General features: G+C 58.8%; 20 protein-coding genes and 1 pseudogene. 6 read left to right on the top strand and 15 right to left on the bottom strand.

All coding sequences use genetic code 11. The features are described 5' to 3' along the window. Positions 1-199: 199 nt before the first annotated feature. Complete coding sequence (locus AAEZ06_RS25225; RefSeq protein ID WP_149413353.1) at positions 200-1,438, bottom strand: acyl-CoA dehydrogenase family protein; 1,239 nt, start codon at positions 1,436-1,438, stop codon at positions 200-202. 277 nt (positions 1,439-1,715) lie between these two features. Between AAEZ06_RS25225 and sfnG the strand changes: the two genes are divergently transcribed. Then, positions 1,716-2,807, top strand: coding sequence for a dimethylsulfone monooxygenase SfnG (gene sfnG, locus AAEZ06_RS25220; protein WP_149413352.1), 1,092 nt, complete (start codon positions 1,716-1,718; stop codon positions 2,805-2,807). 4 nt (positions 2,808-2,811) lie between these two features. Here sfnG and AAEZ06_RS25215 read toward each other — a convergent pair whose 3' ends face one another. Then, on the bottom strand, positions 2,812-3,906 hold the full coding sequence (locus AAEZ06_RS25215) for a GNAT family N-acetyltransferase/peptidase C39 family protein (protein ID WP_149413351.1): 1,095 nt from the start codon (positions 3,904-3,906) through the stop codon (positions 2,812-2,814). 94 nt (positions 3,907-4,000) lie between these two features. Between AAEZ06_RS25215 and AAEZ06_RS25210 the strand changes: the two genes are divergently transcribed. Together AAEZ06_RS25210 and AAEZ06_RS25205 are read left to right on the top strand one after the other, a co-directional pair. Then, a complete protein-coding gene (locus tag AAEZ06_RS25210) occupies positions 4,001-5,587 on the top strand; it encodes a RimK family ATP-grasp domain-containing protein (RefSeq protein ID WP_149413350.1) in 1,587 nt (528 codons plus the stop codon). Between the two features lie 6 nt (positions 5,588-5,593). Beyond that, positions 5,594-6,529 carry a magnesium transporter CorA family protein gene (locus tag AAEZ06_RS25205; protein WP_149413349.1) on the top strand — a complete coding sequence of 312 codons (936 nt, stop codon included), beginning with the start codon at positions 5,594-5,596 and terminating at the stop codon, positions 6,527-6,529. Between the two features lie 138 nt (positions 6,530-6,667). Here AAEZ06_RS25205 and map read toward each other — a convergent pair whose 3' ends face one another. From map to AAEZ06_RS25190, 3 genes are all read right to left on the bottom strand, one after another. After that, on the bottom strand, positions 6,668-7,420 hold the full coding sequence (gene map, locus AAEZ06_RS25200) for a type I methionyl aminopeptidase (RefSeq protein WP_350616781.1): 753 nt from the start codon (positions 7,418-7,420) through the stop codon (positions 6,668-6,670). Beyond that, positions 7,420-7,620 carry a ParD-like family protein gene (locus AAEZ06_RS25195; RefSeq protein ID WP_133102580.1) on the bottom strand — a complete coding sequence of 67 codons (201 nt, stop codon included), beginning with the start codon at positions 7,618-7,620 and terminating at the stop codon, positions 7,420-7,422. Before AAEZ06_RS25195 ends, map begins: the two co-directional genes overlap by 1 nt. A 65-nt stretch (positions 7,621-7,685) precedes the next feature. Then, positions 7,686-8,030 (bottom strand): DUF2834 domain-containing protein, encoded by a 345-nt coding sequence (locus tag AAEZ06_RS25190; protein ID WP_350616779.1) that lies wholly within the window; start codon positions 8,028-8,030, stop codon positions 7,686-7,688. 342 nt (positions 8,031-8,372) lie between these two features. Between AAEZ06_RS25190 and AAEZ06_RS25185 the strand changes: the two are divergent. Beyond that, a pseudogene (locus tag AAEZ06_RS25185) lies at positions 8,373-8,570 on the top strand (threonine ammonia-lyase, biosynthetic); the annotation flags it as partial. Positions 8,571-8,595: 25 nt separating this feature from the next. On the opposite strand, the gene eco reads toward AAEZ06_RS25185, so the two are convergent. Next, positions 8,596-9,078 carry a serine protease inhibitor ecotin gene (eco, locus tag AAEZ06_RS25180; RefSeq protein WP_350616777.1) on the bottom strand — a complete coding sequence of 161 codons (483 nt, stop codon included), beginning with the start codon at positions 9,076-9,078 and terminating at the stop codon, positions 8,596-8,598. 510 nt (positions 9,079-9,588) lie between these two features. On the opposite strand from eco, the gene AAEZ06_RS25175 reads away from it, so the two are divergent. Beyond that, positions 9,589-9,861 carry a DUF1652 domain-containing protein gene (locus AAEZ06_RS25175; RefSeq protein ID WP_149413395.1) on the top strand — a complete coding sequence of 91 codons (273 nt, stop codon included), beginning with the start codon at positions 9,589-9,591 and terminating at the stop codon, positions 9,859-9,861. On the opposite strand, the gene AAEZ06_RS25170 is transcribed toward AAEZ06_RS25175, so the two are convergent. Then, a complete protein-coding gene (locus tag AAEZ06_RS25170; RefSeq protein ID WP_149413346.1) occupies positions 9,858-10,256 on the bottom strand; it encodes a hypothetical protein in 399 nt (132 codons plus the stop codon). The genes AAEZ06_RS25175 and AAEZ06_RS25170 overlap by 4 nt on opposite strands. Positions 10,257-10,499: 243 nt before the next feature. Here AAEZ06_RS25170 and aqpZ point away from each other — a divergent pair, with 243 nt between their 5' ends. Further along, positions 10,500-11,183: an aquaporin Z gene (aqpZ, locus tag AAEZ06_RS25165; protein ID WP_149413345.1), complete on the top strand. Its 684-nt coding sequence runs from the start codon at positions 10,500-10,502 to the stop codon at positions 11,181-11,183. A gap of 45 nt (positions 11,184-11,228) precedes the next feature. Here aqpZ and AAEZ06_RS25160 read toward each other — a convergent pair whose 3' ends face one another. The 8 genes from AAEZ06_RS25160 to AAEZ06_RS25125 form a co-directional block, all read right to left on the bottom strand. After that, positions 11,229-12,167 carry a carbohydrate kinase family protein gene (locus tag AAEZ06_RS25160; protein WP_149413344.1) on the bottom strand — a complete coding sequence of 313 codons (939 nt, stop codon included), beginning with the start codon at positions 12,165-12,167 and terminating at the stop codon, positions 11,229-11,231. Between the two features lie 12 nt (positions 12,168-12,179). Further along, entirely contained in the window at positions 12,180-13,661 is a 1,482-nt protein-coding gene (gene xylB / locus AAEZ06_RS25155; protein ID WP_350616774.1) for a xylulokinase, read from the bottom strand. Between the two features lie 11 nt (positions 13,662-13,672). After that, positions 13,673-15,154, bottom strand: coding sequence for a mannitol dehydrogenase family protein (locus AAEZ06_RS25150; protein WP_350616772.1), 1,482 nt, complete (start codon positions 15,152-15,154; stop codon positions 13,673-13,675). A gap of 17 nt (positions 15,155-15,171) precedes the next feature. Then, entirely contained in the window at positions 15,172-16,275 is a 1,104-nt protein-coding gene (locus AAEZ06_RS25145) for an ABC transporter ATP-binding protein (RefSeq protein ID WP_350616770.1), read from the bottom strand. Positions 16,276-16,315: 40 nt separating this feature from the next. Beyond that, entirely contained in the window at positions 16,316-17,146 is an 831-nt protein-coding gene (locus AAEZ06_RS25140) for a carbohydrate ABC transporter permease (protein WP_149413340.1), read from the bottom strand. Between the two features lie 10 nt (positions 17,147-17,156). After that, a complete protein-coding gene (locus AAEZ06_RS25135) occupies positions 17,157-18,083 on the bottom strand; it encodes a carbohydrate ABC transporter permease (RefSeq protein WP_149413339.1) in 927 nt (308 codons plus the stop codon). A gap of 113 nt (positions 18,084-18,196) precedes the next feature. Further along, the gene (locus AAEZ06_RS25130; protein ID WP_149413338.1) at positions 18,197-19,507 is read right to left on the bottom strand and encodes an ABC transporter substrate-binding protein; all 1,311 of its coding nucleotides are present in this window, start codon (positions 19,505-19,507) and stop codon (positions 18,197-18,199) included. A 230-nt stretch (positions 19,508-19,737) separates the two neighbouring features. Next, a complete protein-coding gene (locus tag AAEZ06_RS25125) occupies positions 19,738-20,643 on the bottom strand; it encodes a helix-turn-helix domain-containing protein (protein WP_350616767.1) in 906 nt (301 codons plus the stop codon). Positions 20,644-20,691: the final 48 nt, after the last annotated feature.

The raw sequence follows: 20,691 nt of genomic DNA, 5'->3' as shown, positions 1-20,691 counted from the left end.
TGGATGAACGCGGTGCCCTCAGGTTCTTCGCGAGCAAGAACTAGGCGTCCCCCTCGCTCCTACAGAAAAGCGGATGGGCACTGGCTTTGCTCTGCTCTTGATCTGCCTGCCCATAAAACCAGAGGCCGAACGCAGGTATTGCGCAGTGGGTAAACCGGCAAGGATGCATGTGCGGTGTAACTGACCTACCTCGGGATACCTAGCCCCTGGCCGGCCCATTGCCAATCTGCCAGACAAATGGCGGTTCAGTCCCGTTGATCACCCAATCCCCGACAATCCGTGCCTTGTAGATCACCGGGTTGTGGGACGACACCGTGCGCGCATTGCGCCAATGCCGATCCAGGGATTTACCCTCGCGGATATCCGAAGCCCCCAGGGCATTGAACAGCTCACTGCTGGCGCGCTGGATCAACTCTGACACCACCACCTGAGCCGTGGCCGACTCGATCTCGGCAGCGACATTGGCCTCGCGCTCCAGCGCGTCATCCCCGCCAAAGCGCGCCAGGTAAGCCCGCTGTGCCGGTATCGTCGCTTTCAAGGCGCTGGCCTCGGCGGCGTATACCAGGGCGGCGACTTCACCGACCACCTGCTGAATCTGTGCATCCTGGCTGACACGGGCGGCATTGCCGTGGCTGTAGATGCGTTTACGCGCACGAACCTGATAAGCCACATCCTTGAGCGCCGCGCGGCCGATACCGGCCAATGTTGCCAGCAGCACCAACTGGTAAAACGCCGTCTGGTATTTGAAGCGCGTGGCAAAGTCGATCACGTTCTCGGCATCAACCACCGCATCGGTAAACCGCGATGTGCCGCTGCCCGTGGTGCGTTGGCCAAAACCGTCCCAGTCATCGCTTTGCACAATCCCCGGCTGGCGAGTGCGGGTGGCGGCAATCACGTCGCCGCCGGTGTCGCTGCGCTGGGCGTAGACGTCGATCCAGTCGGAGAAAATGCTCCCGGTGCTGTAGAACTTCTCGCCGTTGAGTTTCCACTTGTCGCCGTCGGGGCTGACCTTGGTGATTACATCACCGATGGCAACGCTGCCGATTTCGGTCCAGGCACAGCCGACGATATCGCCGTCGACAAAGCGCTTGAACCACAGATCCCGACCAGCGCCGGGCGGTGCATTCAGACGGTCCTCGGCAAAGGCGAAGTGCCCGCGCAGGGCCTGGGGTACGTTGGAGTCGGCTTCAGCCAACTCAATCAACAGTTCAAACAGCTGAGGCAGGGACGCGCCGCCACCACCGTATTCCACCGGCACCCGCACCGCGCCGAAACCAGCTTCTTTCAGCCACTGGATCGGCTCACGGGGCAGGGCGCGGGTTTGCTCACGCTCCACGGCACCTTCGGCGATACGCTCAAAGATCGGCCGGAAGCGCTCGGTCAGGGCCTGGTAATCGACGCCGGTGGACAGTGGGTTGATGACATGTTGCTCGGTCATGGGGACAGCTCCTGGGCAGGCAAAAAAGGCGGTGCGTTGCCAAGGTGTTTGCACGGTCCATGCCGAGGTTAAAACCCCGTATTTACAGGGCAACAACCTGCTTCAAGTGTTGCGCCACCAACAGCAATCCAACAAACCCCCGATATCTGCAACATCAGACAGTGCGGGGTGTCCACACCCAATTACCGCCCCAGAGCCCTGGCTTCGGGCATCTGCAATACGCTGGCACGCTTGCTGCTCCATGCCCTGCATATCCCCTTGTGTGAGGTACCGTTCAATGAGTCAGCAAGCAGTCAAATTTGCCTATTGGGTGCCCAACGTCAGCGGCGGGCTGGTGGTGAGCAAGATCGAGCAGCGCACCAGTTGGGGCATCGACTACAACCGCAAACTGGCGCAACTGGCCGAGGAAGCCGGGTTCGAATACGCCCTGACCCAAATCCGTTTCACCGCCGGCTATGGCGCCGAGTACCAGCATGAATCCGTAGCCTTCAGCCACGCGTTGCTGGCGGCGACCACCACGTTGAAAGTCATCGCGGCGATCTTGCCCGGCCCGTGGCAACCGGCCCTGGCGGCCAAGCAACTGGCGACCATCGATCAACTGACCAACGGCCGCGTCGCCGTCAACATCGTCAGCGGCTGGTTCAAGGGCGAGTTCCAGGCCATCGGTGAACATTGGCTGGAGCACGACGAGCGCTATCGCCGCTCCGAAGAATTCATCCGCGCCCTCAAAGGCATCTGGACCCAGGACAACTTCACCTTCAAGGGTGATTTCTACCGATTCAACAACTACAGCCTCAAACCCAAGCCTCTGGGCGAACCCCATCCGGAGATTTTTCAGGGTGGCAGCTCCCGCGCAGCACGAGATATGGCCGCACGTGTCTCGGACTGGTACTTCACCAACGGCAACACCCCGCAAGGTATCAAGGCCCAGGTCGATGACATTCGCGCCAAGGCCGCCGCCAACAACCACTCGGTAAAAGTCGGGGTCAACGCCTTTGTCATCGCCCGCGACACCGAAGAGGAAGCCCGCGCGGTGCTCGCTGAAATCATCGACAAGGCCGACCCCGAAGCGGTCAATGCCTTTGGCGACGCGGCAAAACAAGCTGGCAAGGCATCACCGGAAGGCGAGGGCAACTGGGCCAAGTCCAGCTTCGAAGACTTGGTGCAGTACAACGACGGCTTCAAGACCAACCTGATCGGTACCCCGCAGCAGATTGCCGAGCGTATCGTCGCGCTCAAAGCGGTGGGCGTGGACCTGGTACTGGCGGGGTTCCTGCACTTCCAGGAGGAAGTGGAGTACTTCGGCAAACGGGTATTGCCGCTGGTACGCGAGCTGGAGGCCAAGGCCGGGATCAAGCAGGTAGCCTGATCGCTCACCTGGCATACACCACGACCGCCGCGCGCAACTTGTTATTGCCAAACCGGCACATCCGTTCGAACTCCCCGCGGCTGACAGGCAGGTGCTGGCAGTCCAGGGGCTGGCGGTGCTGGCTGTGGTCCACGTCCGGGTCATGCAGGTAGACAAAGTCTTCGTCGCAATCGGTGACGATCACCCAGTGGGGTGACTTGGAGCGGGTCAGGCGGTAGCTGCTGATCAAGACCAGCGGTTGCCCGCCATCACGCAGTACCTGCGGCAAATCCAGCGGCCCGCCGAGCACCTGCTCGACATCGCTGCTGGCCAGTTCTTCCTCGAAGGCGTCATGCACCAGGCGCATGACGTCTTTTTTGTGCTGATCACGCACCCCGTCCAGAAACAACGGCCCGCTGACATTGACCTGCATGTGCACCCGAAAGCCTCGACGCCAGGCTGACAGCGCCAACCCTTGAGGGCTGCAGCCGCCATGGCCGGCGGTCATGAACACGGTGGTCGCCTCGCGCCAGATTTGCAGTTCTTCGCGCCGCTGAGCCACACGCTCAGGTTGCAGGGCGCCCATGGCCATCAGCAAGCTCGCCGCGCCGCAGGTGAAGTCGGTGGTCTGCTGGTAATACGGCACGCTCAGGGCCCTGGCTTCCTGATGCTGGAGAATGCGCTTCTCCAGGCGCAGAGCGTCGGTGTGATCTTCGTAATAGTCATTGATCAGGGCAAAGCGCCGGTAGCCATTGCGCTCGTACAGGGCGATGGCGCCGGGATTGTCGGTGCGCACCTCCAGGCGCAGGTAGGCACAGTCATGTTCCACGGCGCAGTCTTCAATACGCGCCAGCAGTTGCTTGCCCAGCCCCATGCCACGGGCAGGAGCGGCAATGGCGATTGAATACAGGCGTGCCAGCGAAGTACCACGATGGAACAGCACCAGCGCGTAGCCGAGTAGCTGCTCTTCGTTTTCGGCCACTAGCAGGCGCCCGTTGGCACGGCTGATCATCCACTGAAAGCTGCGGGGCGAGAGCCGGTCAGTGGTGAAGCAATGCTCTTCCAGTACCACTAAGGCCGGTAAGTCATCAAGGGTTGCAACGCGAAAGGAAAGAGCCATATGACCGCCGTAAAAGTTGCGTAACGAAACGGGACTTCTCTGAAATATCGTGCTTAATAGAAAAGGTCTAGTTCTCTAAAGCGGATCAATCAATATGTCAGCGGTACAAGGTCATTGGCGTGAAGTATCCGAGCAAACAGTGGCGGCGACAATAACTTCCGCCGGTTATTTTCCCACACCTCCCAAGCCGTCAAGTCAAGTCGTGATTATTGTTGAGCGCAAGGAGGACTGGGCCTCCTACTTCCCCAGTGAAGACATTGTTACCGCCCAGGAATACCTTGAGCAAACCCGGGAAAGCGAAACCGGCAAGCGGGTCCAGGTGATCAACCTGTGTCGCAGCTACAAGTACCTGGGACACGGCTACTACTGCTCGCTGCTGGCCGAGGCGCGTGGCCACAAGGTTATTCCGTCGGTGCGCACCATCAGCGAGCTGACGAAAAAATCCCTCTACGGCCTGGCCCTGGATGACCTGGATAAAACCCTTGATAAAGCCCTGAGCCATCATCTTTATAGTAATACCGAAGGTTTTACCCTGACACTTTATTTTGGCCGAACGAATATCGAGCCACTGCAGGACTTGGCTCGCCAGTTGTTTGAAGCGTTTCCGTGTCCGATCTTGCTAGTTGAGTTTCGCAAGAATAACGGCTGGCATATCGAAGGCATAAAATCTGGCGTGTTGCATAAGTTGCGTGACGATCAGGAAGATCAATTCGCCAACGCCCTGGACAACTTCAGTCGCAAGATCTGGCGACAACCACGCTCCCGCCGCCTGGCCCGTTATGACCTAGCGATCCTTCATGATCCCCAGGAACAGTTGCCGCCGTCCAACGCCAAGGCGCTGGAGAACTTCGTGCGAGTGGGCAAGGGCTTGGGCATCGATGTCGAGCTGATTGAACGCAAGGATTACTCCCGCCTGGCCGAATACGACGCCCTGCTGATCCGCGAGACCACCAGCGTCGACAACCACACCTACCGCTTCGCCAAGAAGGCTGAGAGTGAAGGGCTGGTGGTGATGGATGACCCCGCCTCGATCCTGCGTTGTACCAACAAGGTCTACCTCACCGATATGCTGAAAAGCCATCAACTGGGCATGCCCGCCACCGAGATCCTCTACAAGGAGCGACCGGAAGATTTCGAACGGGTCGGCGAGCGCCTGGGCTTCCCCCTGGTGTTGAAAATACCCGACGGTTGTTTCTCCCGAGGGGTGATCAAGGTGGAAAGCCAGCAAGAGCTGCTGACGGCCACCGCCGAATTGTTCGAACATTCTGTGCTGTTGCTGGCCCAGGAGTTTTTCTACACCGAGTACGACTGGCGCATCGGCGTGCTCAACCGTAAGCCGATCTTTGCCTGCCAGTACTTCATGTCCAAGGGCCATTGGCAAATCTACAACCACAAGGCCATCGGCCAGGACATCAACGGCGAGTGCCGCACCATGGCGGTCCACGAAGCGCCCAAAGCGGTGGTGGACCTGGCGGTGAAGACCGCCAACCTGATCGGCGACGGGCTGTACGGAGTGGACCTCAAGCAGTCCGGCGACAAAGTGGTGGTGATCGAGGTCAACGACAACCCGAACATGGACGCCGGTATCGAAGATGCCTACCTGCAGGACGACTTGTATTCCCTGGTGCTGGAAGAATTTGTCCGCCGCCTGGAACTCAAACGCCAAGGCCAGGGGTGGTAATGCACGATGATTCAGTGCTTTGAATTGACCGATGGCGCGCTGCGCAGCAGTCAGCGCGAGGCCGCCGACATCATGCTGTTCAACAACCCCGATGCCCACGAGCGGGAACTGCTGCGCGATCACTACAAGCTTGACGAGCACGCCCTGGCCTCGGCGCTGGACCCGGACGAGGTGTCTCGCATCGAGTTTCACCCTGACAACCTGTTCCTGATCTGGAAACGCCCGGAAAACTACTCCGGTGCCGGCAACCTGGTGTTCGAAGTATCGTCCTGCGGCCTGCTGTTTTCCCAAAACCGCCTGCTGGTGATTGCCACCGGCGACAGCCAGCTTTCAGGCCTGGGCGCCCGCAGACCCCTGTATACGCCGTTGGATGTGCTGCTGGACTTGCTGCTCAACAACGTCCATCACTACCTCGGCCACCTCAAGGTGATCAAGATGGTTGCCCGTGAGTTGCAGCAGCAATTCAACGCCTCCATGCACAATCGCCATCTGATGCAGATGTTCAACCTCAGCGAAAGCCTGATCTATTACATCAACGCCTTGCACAGCAACGGCGCGGTGCTGGCCCGCTTGCGCAACCACGGCGAAAAGGAACATTTCAGCGCCCAGACCCTGGGGTTGATCGACGACCTGATCATCGAGAACAACCAGTGCTACAAACAGGCGGAGATTTATTCCAACGTGTTCTCCGGGTTGATCGAGGCCCGGGGCAACCTGATGAACAACAGCACCAACAACCTGCTGCGCAAGCTGACGTTGATCAACGTGGTGTTCCTGCCATTGAACCTGATTGCCAGTATTGGCGGCATGTCCGAGTTCAGCATGATGACGACGGGCACGCCGTGGTGGGTGTCGTACCCCTTGTTCCTGACTGCGATGGGATTGGCGGCGGGGTTGATGGTGCTGGGGCTAAAGCGCATTGCAGGAGGCGCCCACCCGTAGAGACCCTGTTCGCGGTCAAGCTTTAGCGAGGCTGCGTTGGGGGCTGATCTGATGGTGGCGGTGTGGCGCCGACGTAGCCTCGCTGGAGCTCGACAACTGCTACGGTGGTTTTTGTGTAGATACTCCCCTGTATGGGCTTTATGTTGGCTGTAAAGTCAACACCTCAAACCCGTCCGCCGTCACCACCACGGTATGTTCCCACTGCGCGGACAAGCTGTTGTCACGGGTTACTACCGTCCAGCCATCTTTCAAGCTGCGCACTTTGGCGCTGCCCTGGTTCAGCATTGGCTCAATGGTGAACACCATGCCTTCACGCAACTCCATCCCCGTGCCGGGAAGCCCGAAGTGGAGGATCTGCGGCTCTTCGTGCATTTCCCGGCCGATGCCATGCCCGCAATACTCACGCACCACGCTGTAGCCATTAGCTTGGGCGTGGTGCTGGATGGCATGACCAATATCCCCCAGGCGCGCACCGGGCTTGACCTGACGAATCCCGGCCCACATCGCCTCAAAGGTCATTTCCACCAGGCGCCGGGCCTTGGGCGTCACCGTGCCGATCATGTACATCTTGCTGGAGTCGGCGATAAAGCCGTCTTTCTCCAGGGTGATATCGATGTTGACGATATCGCCATCCTTGAGCACAGCCTTGGCATCCGGCATGCCATGGCACACCACTTCATTGATCGAGGTATTGATGGAAAAGGGGTAGTCGTATTGCCCAAGGCTTGCCGGCCGGGACTGCAAATCCCGTCGGATAAAGGCTTCGACGGCACGGTCCAACTCCAGGGTCGTCTGACCTGCGCTCACAAAACCGTCGAGCATGCTGAAGACCTGAGCCAGCAGGCGGCCCGACTCACGCATCAGTGCGATCTGTTCGGCATTCTTGATCATCAGCCACGGCCCCGGATCAGGTCAGGCTTGTCCAACAGCAGCTTGTTGATCAGGTCGTTGTAGGCCAGGTGCGGATTGAGTTCGGCCAGCAGGCCGATCTTGATCCAGAACTCCGCCTGGGCGTTGATGGAGCGGTCCATGGTGGCGCTGGCCAGACGGATTTGTTCATGCAGTTGATCGGTGATCTTGACGATGCCCATGAGCTTCACTGTGCAGGTTGATATACGAAGCGTATACGTTGCGTATATCAATAGTAAAGTCAGGGTTACGCGGCAGCTTGCGATGCCTTGGCCGATTGACGGTCCTGCAACCCGCGAACCACCAGGTACAGCAGTGGCCCAACGGACACGAAAATTGCCGTGAGCAACAGGTACGGCAGCACCGACAGTGCTGACCGACCACGGCTGCGAGCATCCTTGTACATCCAGATGCCGGCGAGTGTTGCCAGCAGGTACAAATCAATCACCACCTGCGCTGTGTCGGGGCGAGACATCAGGCTGATGCCGAAATCGAGCAAGGACTGCTCAGCTTGCAGCATCACCGAGACGGTGTAGCCGACGAAGGCGATGAGGGCGATGAGGGCGACCAGGGGCAATACAAGCTTTTTCATAGACGTTCCTTCCTTGGACAGGCAGCAAAGAGCTGCTCAGATTAGCGGAACGACTCCACAACTCAATGGCCGTTTGCCATTGACTTGTCATAAGCCGCCGGTTAATTTTGATTCATGACATTTCAAGCTTTACGTTCACAGCCAAACATTATTACCGCCATTTCTCATTTGGCGGGATAGCGCACGGCTGCACCCAAACCCGCCCTAGAGGCGGGTTTTGTTTTTCCGTCTCCAGAGCCTTGAACCAAAAGCCAGGAGACATCGATGAGCACCAGCCAGCCACGTCCCGTGACCCAGACCGTTGAGCGGGGACTGCTTGAGCACTATGTAAAAAAGAGTCTCGCGGCGTCGGTCAACTACGACGACACCCGCTCCATCACCGAGACTTCGGGCGCCTTGGCCGTTGCCGGTATCCGCAACCATGTTGCGAAAACCGGCGTCCAGGGGCAGACATGGGTAGCAATAAACTCCGGAGCCAATATCAACTTCGGCAGCTTGCGCCATGTTGCCGAGAGGGTGGCCGCTCAAGAGCCGATATAACCATGGATTAAACGTTTAAGCGAAACTATTCGGCGACGGCTTTATTGACCGTGGCCGACGCTGACCAGACTCGATAGCGAACTTCGACATCTTTTGGAACATATATAACTATGGGCAACTTGCTGTTGTAGCGCAGGACGAATCCATCGCCTACCACCGGTACAAAGTCGGTACGGGTCTTGCCATCCGGACACGCCAATAGCGTACTCATCGGGCCGCTGACTTTATCTAGGCGGTAATAGGAATAGCCCCAGCCCTCAAGGTTCTTTTCTTCCAGCACGCCGCCCAATCGTTGGCGATTGCAATCGACAGGCAAGGTCTTTGCGGCAAGGATTTCTACCTTGAAGTTATCTTCCTGAGGGTGCGCCGGAAGATGGATGACCTGACGAACGAAACCCGCGTCCGCCTTGGGGTAGGGTGCAATATCTTCGAGTTTTGCGGCATTGGCCTGGGTGCAAAGACCTGCCATGCCAAGGAGGGCGAGTGAGATGCGCAGAGAGGGAATCATGAGGCGTCCTTGGGAAAATATACGGATAGAGCATTCATTTGGATGGGTCGCTTTGAAAGCGTCACTGGGCAAAACGAACGTGTCCACGATGCCAGCCTGCGCGCCTTGCTGCAAATTGCATGATTGCACGCAGGCTTAATTGCAGAATGCACGAGCCGTCAAACGTGAGTAATTGGCAAATCATTGATCCTGGTGCGCGCGGACTCGTACTCGCACACGGCATGTTTAATGCTACGAATATATTTTGTTACCGCGCGATTGAGTTGTCGGCGTAGCAATGAACCACTTCAAACGGGTGAGTGCTAGCGGTCTGCCACACAACTTATGTAAGTATCGCTGCCGCTTATGAGAAAAGGGTCCAACGCTTCAAGACTCAGCCGAGTAGGCTTGGTGGTTGAAACCGTCTTCCATGGTTGGCAAGGCGCAACAGGCAGGCGCAACCGTGCGGCTGCCAACGATACGTACATCCATAAAAACCTATTGGCAGTCTCAAAAAAGGAGAGGTTGGCCATGCTTTCGGATCTAGAGTTACGCAGCATTATTGAAGGAAGTTTCCTGCCTAAACGTTGCGAATGCATCAAGGCCGAGGATGCTTCGCTGACGGTCAAAATCTACGACGACAAAGACCATGAGCGAGTGAATCTGCTAGTGACGGGCATTCGGGCGGATAAACTCGATAGCAGTCGAGCCATCTGCAATCTGATCACCGGGTTGCGCGAAGACCTCAAGCAGCAACACATCCCTCCTCTTACAAGAGTCGGTGCGCGTCCCTACTATTATTAAAGGGAGGGCTGCGGCTGTGTAAGCGCTGACTTCTGGGCCTGGATAAATGCCAGGCCCAACGCCGCTTCTGTGATCACCGCCAGCAAAATTCCGGGCCCCGCGTGGCCGTTGAGCCATTCGCCGACTCCCAGCACCGCCAGCGCAAAACAGCCGGTCACAAAGCCTGTGGTCATGGCTCGCCGTGTGGCCGATGGCAGGGCATGCCGGACTCGATAAAACATAATGCCGATGCCCAGGAACAATGCGGCGTTGCGTCGGGAGACCAATCCCGTGGCGCTCGAATACTCGACACTCCACAGCCACAGCAGCAGGTCGGGCCGCAGCCCCCAGATGATCGCCAGGGCGAAACACAGCAGGGCGGTGAAGGTGGCGACGGTACGGAAGCTGAGCTGCATGGCGAATCCTTTCGGCCGTTTCAGAAGGGCAAAAGCATACCGGGTGATGAGGCGCTTGTCCCGAGTGCTTACCGTCCCGCGCCATCAATTCTGCAAAGTACACGCATCGAAAGTCCCATGCCTTTTCCTCTAACCAGAAAAGTCTGATACGGCGAGGTTGCGCGCTGTTGCTAACGTCTCTGTCGGAGCCATCCACGTGATGGAAAACAGGTAGGCGGACATGAACAACAGGCGGAATTAACCTTGCAACAAAAAATCGCAGCAGAGTTTCTCGGGACGTTCTGGCTGACGTTCGGCGGTTGTGGCAGTGCAATCCTAGCGGCGGAGTTTCCAGAGTTGGGTATCGGCTTTGCCGGCGTTTCCCTGGCGTTTGGCCTGACGGTGCTGACCATGGCCTATGCGGTGGGCAGTATTTCTGGAGCGCATTTCAACCCGGCAGTGACCATCGGCCTGTGGGTCGGGCGTCGAATGCCGGGGGGCGATGTGTTGCCTTACATCATTGCCCAGGTTGCCGGAGCTATTGTGGCGGCTGCGGTTCTGGCACTGATTGCCAGCGGTCGTCCGGATTTTGAGTTGGGCGGGTTTGCCGCAAATGGGTTTGGCGAGCTGAGTCCGGGGCAATACAGCCTGCTGGCCGCGATAGTGGCAGAAGTGGTGGCAACGTTCTTTTTTGTATTCATCATCATGCGAGTCACCTCACCCGGTGCGCCGGTGGGGTTTGCCCCCATCGCCATTGGCTTGACGCTGACGTTGATCCATCTGGTGCTGATTCCAGTCACTAATACATCAGTGAACCCGGCCCGCAGCACAGGGCCGGCGTTGTTTGCCGGTGGTGCGTATCTGACACAACTCTGGGTGTTCTGGGCTGCTCCAATAGTGGGAGGTGTGGCGGGAGCGCTGGTTGCCCGGGCGGTCAGGGAGAAATAACGCTGTAGGCGCGCACCGACACGGTCGGCGCGCGGTTTGTCCAAGTCAGTCCAACTGGTGACGATACGGCAAGTCCGGACCGGTCTTGGCGCAGGTCAAGGCGGCGGCGCGAATGGCAAACTTGAGCATGCTGTCGAGCTGTTCACGCGTCAGCTGTTGCAGCCCATCGACCGAGTCCAGTTGCTGCTCGGTCAACCAGGCGATCAACGCCGCCTGGAAGGTATCACCAGCGCCGACGGTATCGGCCATCACCACCTTGACCGCAGTCGCCGACCAACTGCCGTGCTGACGGCTAAACACCGTGGCGCCATCGCCGCCACGGGTCAGGAAGATCAGTTGGCAACGGTGCTGCAACCAGCCTTGCAACACGCTTTCCGGGGTTTGGCCGGGGTAGAGCAGGTGCAAGTCCTCATCACTAACCTTGATTAGGTCGGCATGCTTGACCAACTCGGCCACGCGCTGGCGCCATAGTTCGATGTTCGGCTCGGGATTCAGGCGAACGTTGGGGTCGAGGCTGATCAGGCGTTTGCCACTTTCCCTACGGACCAATGCCAACAACGTGTCGGCAATCGGCTGCACCACCAGGGAGAAGGAGCCTATGTGCAAGCCGCGAACTTCTGGCCCCAGCGCTGGTAAATGCTGCACCTGTAATTGCCGGTCAGCGCAGCCTTCACCGCGAAAGCTGTATTGCGGTGAACCGTTGGCGCCCACGGCAACCATCGCCAAGGTGGTCGGTGCGGCAAACTCCAGCAGGTAATCCTCGCGTACGCCTTCCAGCTTGAGCACCTGCAGCAAACGCTGCCCCAGGTAATCACTGGATAAACCAGCGAACAGCCCGGCGTCGATGCCCAGGCGGCGCAGCCCCACCGCAACGTTGAACGGCGAGCCGCCAGCAATGGCCTTGAAATTGACCTTCGATGCCTGGCCGCTGGCATCGTCTTCGCTGAAAAAATCAAACAGCGCTTCGCCACATACCAAATACATATTCGTTCGCTCTCAAAGGGATGCTACGTGCTGTTGATAACGCTCATAGGCGTGTTGATAGGCGCTGACGCTGGTTGCCACAGGCTTGCTCAGGCTGGCCGGATCGACACTGACGCAACGAGCGCAAAGGGCCGCCAGGCTTTCACCAGACTGGCACCAGGCCGCCTGGATCGCCGCGCCCAGGGCCGCCGCTTCACTTTGTTCGGTACAGATGACTTCGGTGTTCATGATATCCGCGACCATCTGCCGCCACACCGGGCTTTTCGAGCCGCCACCGATCAGGCGGATACTTTGGCTTTGCAGGCCGGCCTGGCGCAACAGGTCCAGACCGTAGCGCAAACCGAAGGTGGTGCCTTCGACCACCGCGCGACACAGATTGGGTCGGGTCAGGTTGGTCATGGTCAAGCCATGTAGGCTGCCGGTGGCGTGGGGCAGGGCGGGCACTCGCTCGCCGTTGAGGAACGGCAACATGCTGACGCCATCGGCACCAATCGGGGCCTGGGCGACCTGGGCGTTGAAGCTGGCCAGGTCCAGGTCCAGCAGCTCGCGGATGACGCCGGTGGCGTTGGTCAGGTTCATGGTGCAGATCAACGGCAGCCAGCCGCTGCTGGACGAACAGAAGGTTGCCACCGATGCCTGGGGGCTGACGCTGGGTTGATCACTGAAGGCGTAGACCGTGCCGGATGAGCCGAGGCTCATGGTGATCACGCCAGGGGCGATGTTGCCGGTGCCGATAGCGCCCATCATGTTGTCGCCGCCGCCGCTGGACACCACGGCATTGGGGTTGATGCCCAGGCGTTCGGCGATGGCCGGGAGAATGCTGCCCACTGCCTGATTGGCCTCAATCAACTGCGGCAGTGCCGCTTCCAGGCGTCCGTCGGGGTCGATATGACGCAGCAGTGGCAGATCCCACTCACGGGTTCGCACGTTGAAGTAGCCGGTGCCCGACGCGTCACCGTATTCGGCGCATGCGCGGCCGGTGAGCCAATAGTTGAGGTAGTCGTGGGGCAGCAGGATATGGGCGATGCGGGCGAAAACGTCCGGGTGTTGCTCGCGGGTCCAGAGCAGTTTCGAGACCGTATAGCCTGGCGCGATGGCCACGCCCAGGCGCTCCAGGGAACCCTGTTCGCCGCCCAGATGTTGCAGCAGTCGATCGTTTTGCGGGGCGGTTTCGGTGTCGCACCACAGCTTGGCCGGACGCAATACCTGGCCTTGGTCATCAAGCAACACCAGGCCATGTTGCTGGCCGGAGACGCCAATGCCGAGGATGTCCTGGCCGTCGACCCCTGCCTGCTGAAGCGCACGGTGAGTGGCTTCGGTGAAGGCGTCCAGCCACTGGCGGGTGTCCTGTTCGCGGCGGCCATTGGCGCCGCTGATCAGCGTATGGCTGGCCGCGCCTAGGCCAAGAACCTTGCCGCTGGTGGCGTCGATGACGATGGCCTTGGTGCCCTGGGTACCGCAATCGATACCTAGGAAAAGGTTTTGCTGGGTCATTACGGGTTCCTTCAACTGATATTGGCCAGCAACCGCTCCAGCGTCTTGCTCACACCCACATCGTGCAAACTGGTAAAGCACCGTTCAAACGCTGCCACAAACGCTGGCGAGTTGGGAATGGAGGTGCCAAAAATCTCTTCCACCCCCAGCAAGCGTTGACTGATCAATGCATCGTCAGTCACCAGGCCCTGGCAAAATTCGGCACGGGGATCGGGGATCTTGTAGCTCACACCGTTTTCATCCACACCCTTCAAATACAGCGCCCAGGCTGCTACGACCAGCGCCGCACGCTCGGTCTCGCGACCGTCGGCAATCAGCCGATTGATGGTTGGCACAGTGAACTTGGGAAATTTCGACGAACCATCGGAACACACTCGCTCCAACTGATCGGCAATCGCCTGGTTAGAGAAGCGATCCACTAGGGTCTGCTTATAGTCTGTCAGGTCGATGCCCGGCACGGGCGCCAGTTGCGGCGTCACATCCAGGTCCATATAAGCACGCATATAAGCCACGAACAGCGGATCGTTCATGGTTTCGTGGACAAAACGATAGCCCTTGAGAAAACCCAGGTACGTCAGCGCCAGGTGACTGCCGTTGAGTAGGCCAATTTTCATCTCTTCATAAGGCGTAACGTCATCGGTGAACTGCACACCGACCTTTTCCCAGGCCGGGCGGCCGTTGACGAACTTGTCTTCCAGCACCCACTGCACAAACGGCTCGCAGACCACCGGCCAGGCGTCGTCGATGCCGTGTTCGTCATGCAATTGCAGGCGATGGGCCGAACTGGTCATCGGTGTGATGCGATCGACCATGGCATTGGGGAAACTGACATTGGCCTTGATCCAGTCATACAGGTCGGCATTGTGCAGCGCAGCGAAGGCCAGCAACGCCTTGCGGGTGACGGCGCCATTGTGTGGCAGGTTATCGCAGGACATCACGGTGAACGCAGGAATGCCGGCGGCACGGCGCTTGCTCAGGGCGGCGCAGATAAAACCGAACACGGTTTTCGGCGCGCCCGGATGGGCCAGGTCATGCTGGATCTGCGGCAGGTGGGCCATGAATTCGCCGCTGCTGTCGTCGATGCAGTAGCCGCCTTCGGTGATGGTCAGCGAGACGATGCGAATCTCTGGGCTGGCCAGTTTGTCGATCAGCACCTGGGCACTGTCTTGCGCCAGCAGCATGTGGCTGATAGCACCGATAACCCGCACTTCGGTGTCATCGGTATCACCCAGTTCATACAGAGTAAACAGATAGTCCTGACTCGCCAGGTCATCCCGCGCCTTGCGGTCTTCTGCCCGTAGGCCAACGCCGCAGATGCTCCAGTCCAGGTCCACACCGGTGTTCATCAAGGCATCGGTGTAATACGCCTGATGAGCCCGATGGAAACCGCCGACGCCGATATGGGCAATGCCCTGTTTGGTATCGGCAATGGCGTAGGCTGGCAATTTCACTTCGGGGGCCAGTTGCGTGAGGTTTTGCTTGTTCAGTTTCATCAAGGGTTCTCGCGAAATCAGGCGGCAGCGCGCAGTGGACGGGCCACAGCCACGCCATCGGTGTCGAAAAGATGGCAGTGCACCGGGTCCAGGTGCAGCTTCAACGTTTCGCCATACTGGCTGGCCATGTCGCCACGGATGCGCAGGGTCAGCGGTTCGCCGTTTGATGTAATGACGTGGCAAAAGGTGTCGCTGCCCAGGCGCTCGCCGACATCGGCGGTGACGGTCAGCGTGGTATCGCCGGGCGAGGCGAGTTCCAGGTGTTCCGGACGAATACCCAGGGTCACCTGGCTGCCGATGCTCAGGGTTGGGCTGCTCAAGGGCAGACTGATGCGCGTGCCAGCATCCAGCTCGACTTCGCAGCCCTGGCTTTCAAGCCGCGTGACCTTGCCTTTGAGAAAACCCATTTTTGGCGTGCCCAAAAAGCCCGCGACAAACAGATTGGCCGGTTGGTGGTACAAGTCCAGCGGCGAGCCGACCTGTTCAATACGGCCGCTGTTGAGCACCACTACCTTGTCAGCGAGGGTCATGGCTTCCACTTGGTCGTGGGTCACGTAGATCATGGTCGCTTGCAGTTCTTTATGCAGGCGCGCCAGCTCCAGGCGCATCTGCACCCGCAACGCGGCGTCAAGGTTGGACAGCGGTTCGTCGAACAGGAAGATTTTCGGATTGCGCACAATGGCGCGGCCGATGGCGACCCGTTGACGCTGACCACCAGAGAGCTGCTTGGGCTTGCGTTCCAGCAACGGGCCGAGTTCGAGAATGCGCGCCGCTTCATTGACCTTGCTTTCGACGATTTTCTTGTCGACACCCGCCAGGTCCAGGGCAAACGACATGTTCTTGCGCACGCTCATATGCGGGTACAACGCATAGGTCTGAAACACCATCGCCAGGTCGCGCTTGGCCGGGGTCACTTCGGTGATGTCGCGGCCATCCAGTTCGATGGTGCCTTCGCTGACTTCTTCAAGGCCCGCAATCAGGCGCAGAAGGGTGGATTTACCGCAGCCTGACGGGCCGACGAAGACTACGAATTCCTTGTCATTCACTTCCAGGTCGATGCCCTTGATGATGGAAAAGCCTTCGAAACCTTTTTGCAAATTCTTGATTTTCAGGTTGGCCATGATGGGCCTCCACTTCTAATTATTGGTGTTGAAAGGGCCGTTATTTCACGGCGCCGAAAGACAAGCCGCGGACCAGCTGTTTCTGGCTGATCCAGCCAAAAATCAGGATCGGCGCGCAGGCCAGGGTCGACACCGCAGACAACTTGGCCCAGAACAAGCCTTCGGGGCTGGAGTAGGAGGCGATCAATGCGGTCAATGGCGCGGCGTTGGACGAGGTCAGGTTCAGCGACCAGAACGCCTCGTTCCAGCACAGGATCAGCGACAGCAACACCGTGGAGGCCAGGCCACCCTTGGCAATCGGCAGCAGCACCCGGACCATTTCCTGCCACAGCGTGGCGCCGTCCAGGCGCGCGGCTTCGAGGATGTCCTTGGGAATGTCCTTGAAGTAGGTGTAAACCATCCAGACCACGATCGGCAGGTTGATCAGGGTGTAGATGATGATCAGCGCGACCCGCGTATCCAGCAGGCCAAGGCTCTTGGCCAGCAGGTAGATCGGCATCAGCACGCCCACTGGCGGCAGCATTTTGGTGGACAACATCCACAGCAGCGTACCCTTGGTGCGCTGGGTCTCGTAGAAGGCCATGGAGTAGGCCGCCGGCACCGCAATCAGCAGGCACAAGGCGGTGGCGCTGAAGGAAATCACCACCGAGTTCCAGGCGAAGCTGAAGTAGTTGCTGCGCTCGTTGATGTGCAGGTAGTTCTCAAGCGTGGGCGTGAAAATGAACTGCGGCGGCGTGGCAAAGGCGTCGATTTCGGTCTTGAAGCTGGTTAGTACCATCCAGAAGATCGGGAAGAAAATCAGGATCGCGATGGCCCAGGCCAATGTGCCGAGCAGCAGGCTTTGCAGGCGGCGGGATTGTTGAAGCGTCATGGCGCGGCCCTCAAGGCTTGTCAGTCAGGTTTTTGCCGAGCATCCGCACCAGGATGATCGCCGCGATATTGGCAATAACCACGGCAATCAAGCCGCCGGCCGACGCCATGCCCACGTCGAACTGCACCAGCGCCTGGTTGTAGATCAGGTAGGCGAGGTTGGTCGAGGCGTAGCCGGGGCCACCGTTGGTGGTGGTGAAGATTTCAGCGAACACCGAGAGCAGGAAGATGGTTTCAATCATCACCACCACGGCGATGGGACGCGCCAGGTGGGGCAGGGTCAGGTGCCAGAAAATCGCAATGGCGCCAGCACCGTCCAGGCGGGCGGCTTCCTTTTGCTCCTGGTCGAGGGACTGCATGGCGGTCATCAGGATCAGGATGGCGAAGGGCAGCCATTGCCAGGACACAATGATGATGATCGACAGCAGCGGGTAATGGGCCAGCCAGTCCACCGGCTGGGCGCCAAACAGCTTCCACACCGCCGCCAAAACGCCAGACACCGGGTGGAAAATCAGGTTCTTCCAGATCAGCGCACCGACGGTGGGCATGATGAAGAACGGTGAAATCAGCAAGACCCGCACCAGTCCTCGGCCGAAGAACTCGCTGGCCTCAAGCAGGGCACTGATCAGCACGCCCAGCACCACGCTGATCAACAACACGCTGCCCACCAGCAACAGAGTATTGGTCGCACCAGGCAGGAAGCCTGAATCGGTAATGAAGTAGGTGAAGTTCTCAAGGCCCACGAATTGGTTTTCGCCGGGATAGAGCAGGTTGTAGCGGATCAACGAAAAGTACAGGGTCATGCCCAGCGGCACGATCATCCACAGCAGCAACAAGGCCACCGAGGGGCTGACGAGGAACCAGCCGGGGTTGATCAGGCGGCTTTTACGCGCCTTTTCTGGCTGAGCAGTTTGCACTTGGGCAGTGGTGGTATTCATGGTGATCACATGCTGAGTAGTGTCAGGGCGAAGTTACCCTAGGCGCTCCGGCTTATTGTTGTGTTGTGGCGAGCGGGCTTGCCCGCTCGCCACAAAAACGCCCTCGCCACAAGTTACTTGGGGTAGCCGGCACGCTTCATTTCGCGCTCGGTGGTGGTCTGCGCCTGCTTGAGCGCATCGTCGACGGTCATCTGCCCGGTCAGCGCACCCGAGAAGAACTTGCCAACCTGGGTGCCAATGGCCTGGAATTCAGGAATGGTCACCAATTGGATGCCGATGTACGGCACAGGCTTGAGGGTCGGCTTGGTCGGATCGGCCACTTTCAGCGACTCCAGGGTCACCTTGGCAAATGGCGCGGCCTTCATGTATTGCTCGCTGTAGGTCGAGGTACGCGTGCCTGGCGGAACGTTGGCGATGCCGTCGGTCTTGGCCACCAGTGCACTGTATTCCTTGGAAGTGGCCCAGGCACTGAACACCTTGGCGGCGTCCTTGGCCTTGGAGCTGGTCGGGATTGCGAGGGACCAGGAATACATCCACGACGTGCCTTTGTCCGTGACCTGATGGGGCGCGAAGGTGAAACCGACATGATCGGAGACCTTGCTTTGGGTCTTGTCGGTGACAAACGAGCCGGCAACGCTGGCGTCGACCCAGATCGCACACTTGCCGCTGTTGAACAGCGCCAGGTTTTCATTGAAACCGTTGCTGGAGGCACCCGGCGGACCGGATTTTTTCATGTTATCGACATAGAAGTTCAGCGCGTCCTTCCACTCGGGGCCGTTAAATTCCGGCTGCCATTTCTCATCGAACCAGCGTGCACCGTAGCCATTGGCCAGGGTGGTGATCAGCGCCATGTTCTCGCCCCAACCGGCCTTGCCCCGCAGGCACAGGCCGTATTGTTCCTTGTCCTTATGGGTGAGCTTTTCGGCAAACTCGCCGATCTGCGTCCAGGTGGGATGCTCAGGCATGGTCAGCCCAGCGTCCTTGAACAGGTCGGTGCGGTAATAGGTGATGGAGCTTTCGGCGTAGAACGGCAGGGCGTACAGCGAACCCTTGACGGAAAGACCGTCGCGCACTGAAGGGAAAACGTCGTCCAGGTCGTAGGTCGCCGGCAGATCCTTCATAGGTTCCAGCCAGCCCTTGGCTCCCCAGAGTGCGGCTTCGTACATGCCGATGGTCAACACATCAAACTGTCCGCCCTGGGTGGCGATGTCCGTGGTCAGGCGTTGGCGCAGGACGTTTTCTTCGAGCACCACCCAATTGAGCTTGATGTCCGGATGTTCGGCTTCGAAAGTTTTCGAGAGCTTTTGCATGCGGATCATATCGCTGTTGTTGACGGTGGCAATGGTCAGGGGTTGCGCGCCAAGACTGACGGCGCTGAGGGTCATGCAAGTAGAGGCAAGCAGTGCTTTAGCTGTGAACTTCATCGCGCACTCCATTTCCGCACCCAAGGGCAACGGAAGGACAGTTTTTGTTGTTGTGTCTTCCAAGGCTGCTGGAAGAGTGTGCGTTGATTACAGCCTTCTAATGGCGTGCTGACAAATCCTTGGGAACACAGGGACTGATACTTTTTTGCACTGAGCCCGAAATCAGCTGAAACGATTTCCCCGATTATCCGTAGCGTTGTCGAGCCCCTCAACGCTTGACCGTCTGCGTCTCAGGCCAGGTTCTGCTCGGTCAACCGCTGCACCGCCAAGCGCCGATAATGGGATGGCGTCATACCCTTGAGCTGCTGGAAGCGCCGATTGAAGTTGGAAATATTGTTGAAGCCAGATTCAAAGCACACATCCGTCACTGCCTTGTCGCCATCGGCCAGCAGTTCACAGGATTTGCTGATGCGCAGCCGATTGACGAACTCGATAAAAGTGCGCCCAGTGGCCTGTTTGAATACCCGGGAAAAATAGGTGGGCTTCATTCCCAGGTAGTCGGCCACTTCTTCCAGAGGCAGCTCCCGCGCGTAGTGGGCAAAAATGTAGTCCACCGCGCGGTTGGTGCGGTCGATGCTGTGTTCATCGGCCAATTGCGGCGTGGTCACGCCGGAGAGCAGCTGATAATCCTCGCAGGCGCTGAGCACCTCCAGCAGGATAAAGAAATGCCCGAGGCGCGCTATGCCTCGGGCGTCTTCGATGCGCTGCATCAGCGTCATGGCCTGGGCGATGGTGTGCCTGCAGCGGAACTCGATGCCGTACTGCGCCCGGTCCAGCAGCGGGGCAAGGGCCTTGAGTTCGGTGAAGATATGGCTGGCGCCGTCAAACAGCTCATCGGTAAAGTTCACCAGCATGTCGCGCTTGGGCACCACTTCGTCTTCCGCCACCTGGCTGATCCAGTTGTGGGGCAGGTTGGGGCCAGTGAGGAACAGGCTTTGCGGATAGAAGTTGCCGATGTAATCGCCGATGAACACCTTGCCGGAGCTGGCGACGATCAAGTGCAGTTCGTATTCCTTGTGGAAATGCCAGCGCACCAGCGGACACGGGAAACCGTGCTGGCGATAGATGATGGACAGGCCGTTGTGGTCGTCCATTAACTCGTAGGAAGGATCGGTGATTCTCGCTGCTCGGGTCATGCTGCAGTCGCTTTTATTGTGGTTGCCCACAGGATAATGCCCCCATGG

It is taken from the genome of Pseudomonas sp. HY7a-MNA-CIBAN-0227 (assembly GCF_040310325.1).
Taxonomy (GTDB): Bacteria; Pseudomonadota; Gammaproteobacteria; order Pseudomonadales; family Pseudomonadaceae; genus Aquipseudomonas.
The sequence above is the reverse complement of the archived record's forward strand: the minus strand, read 5'-3'. Positions and strand labels throughout refer to the sequence as shown.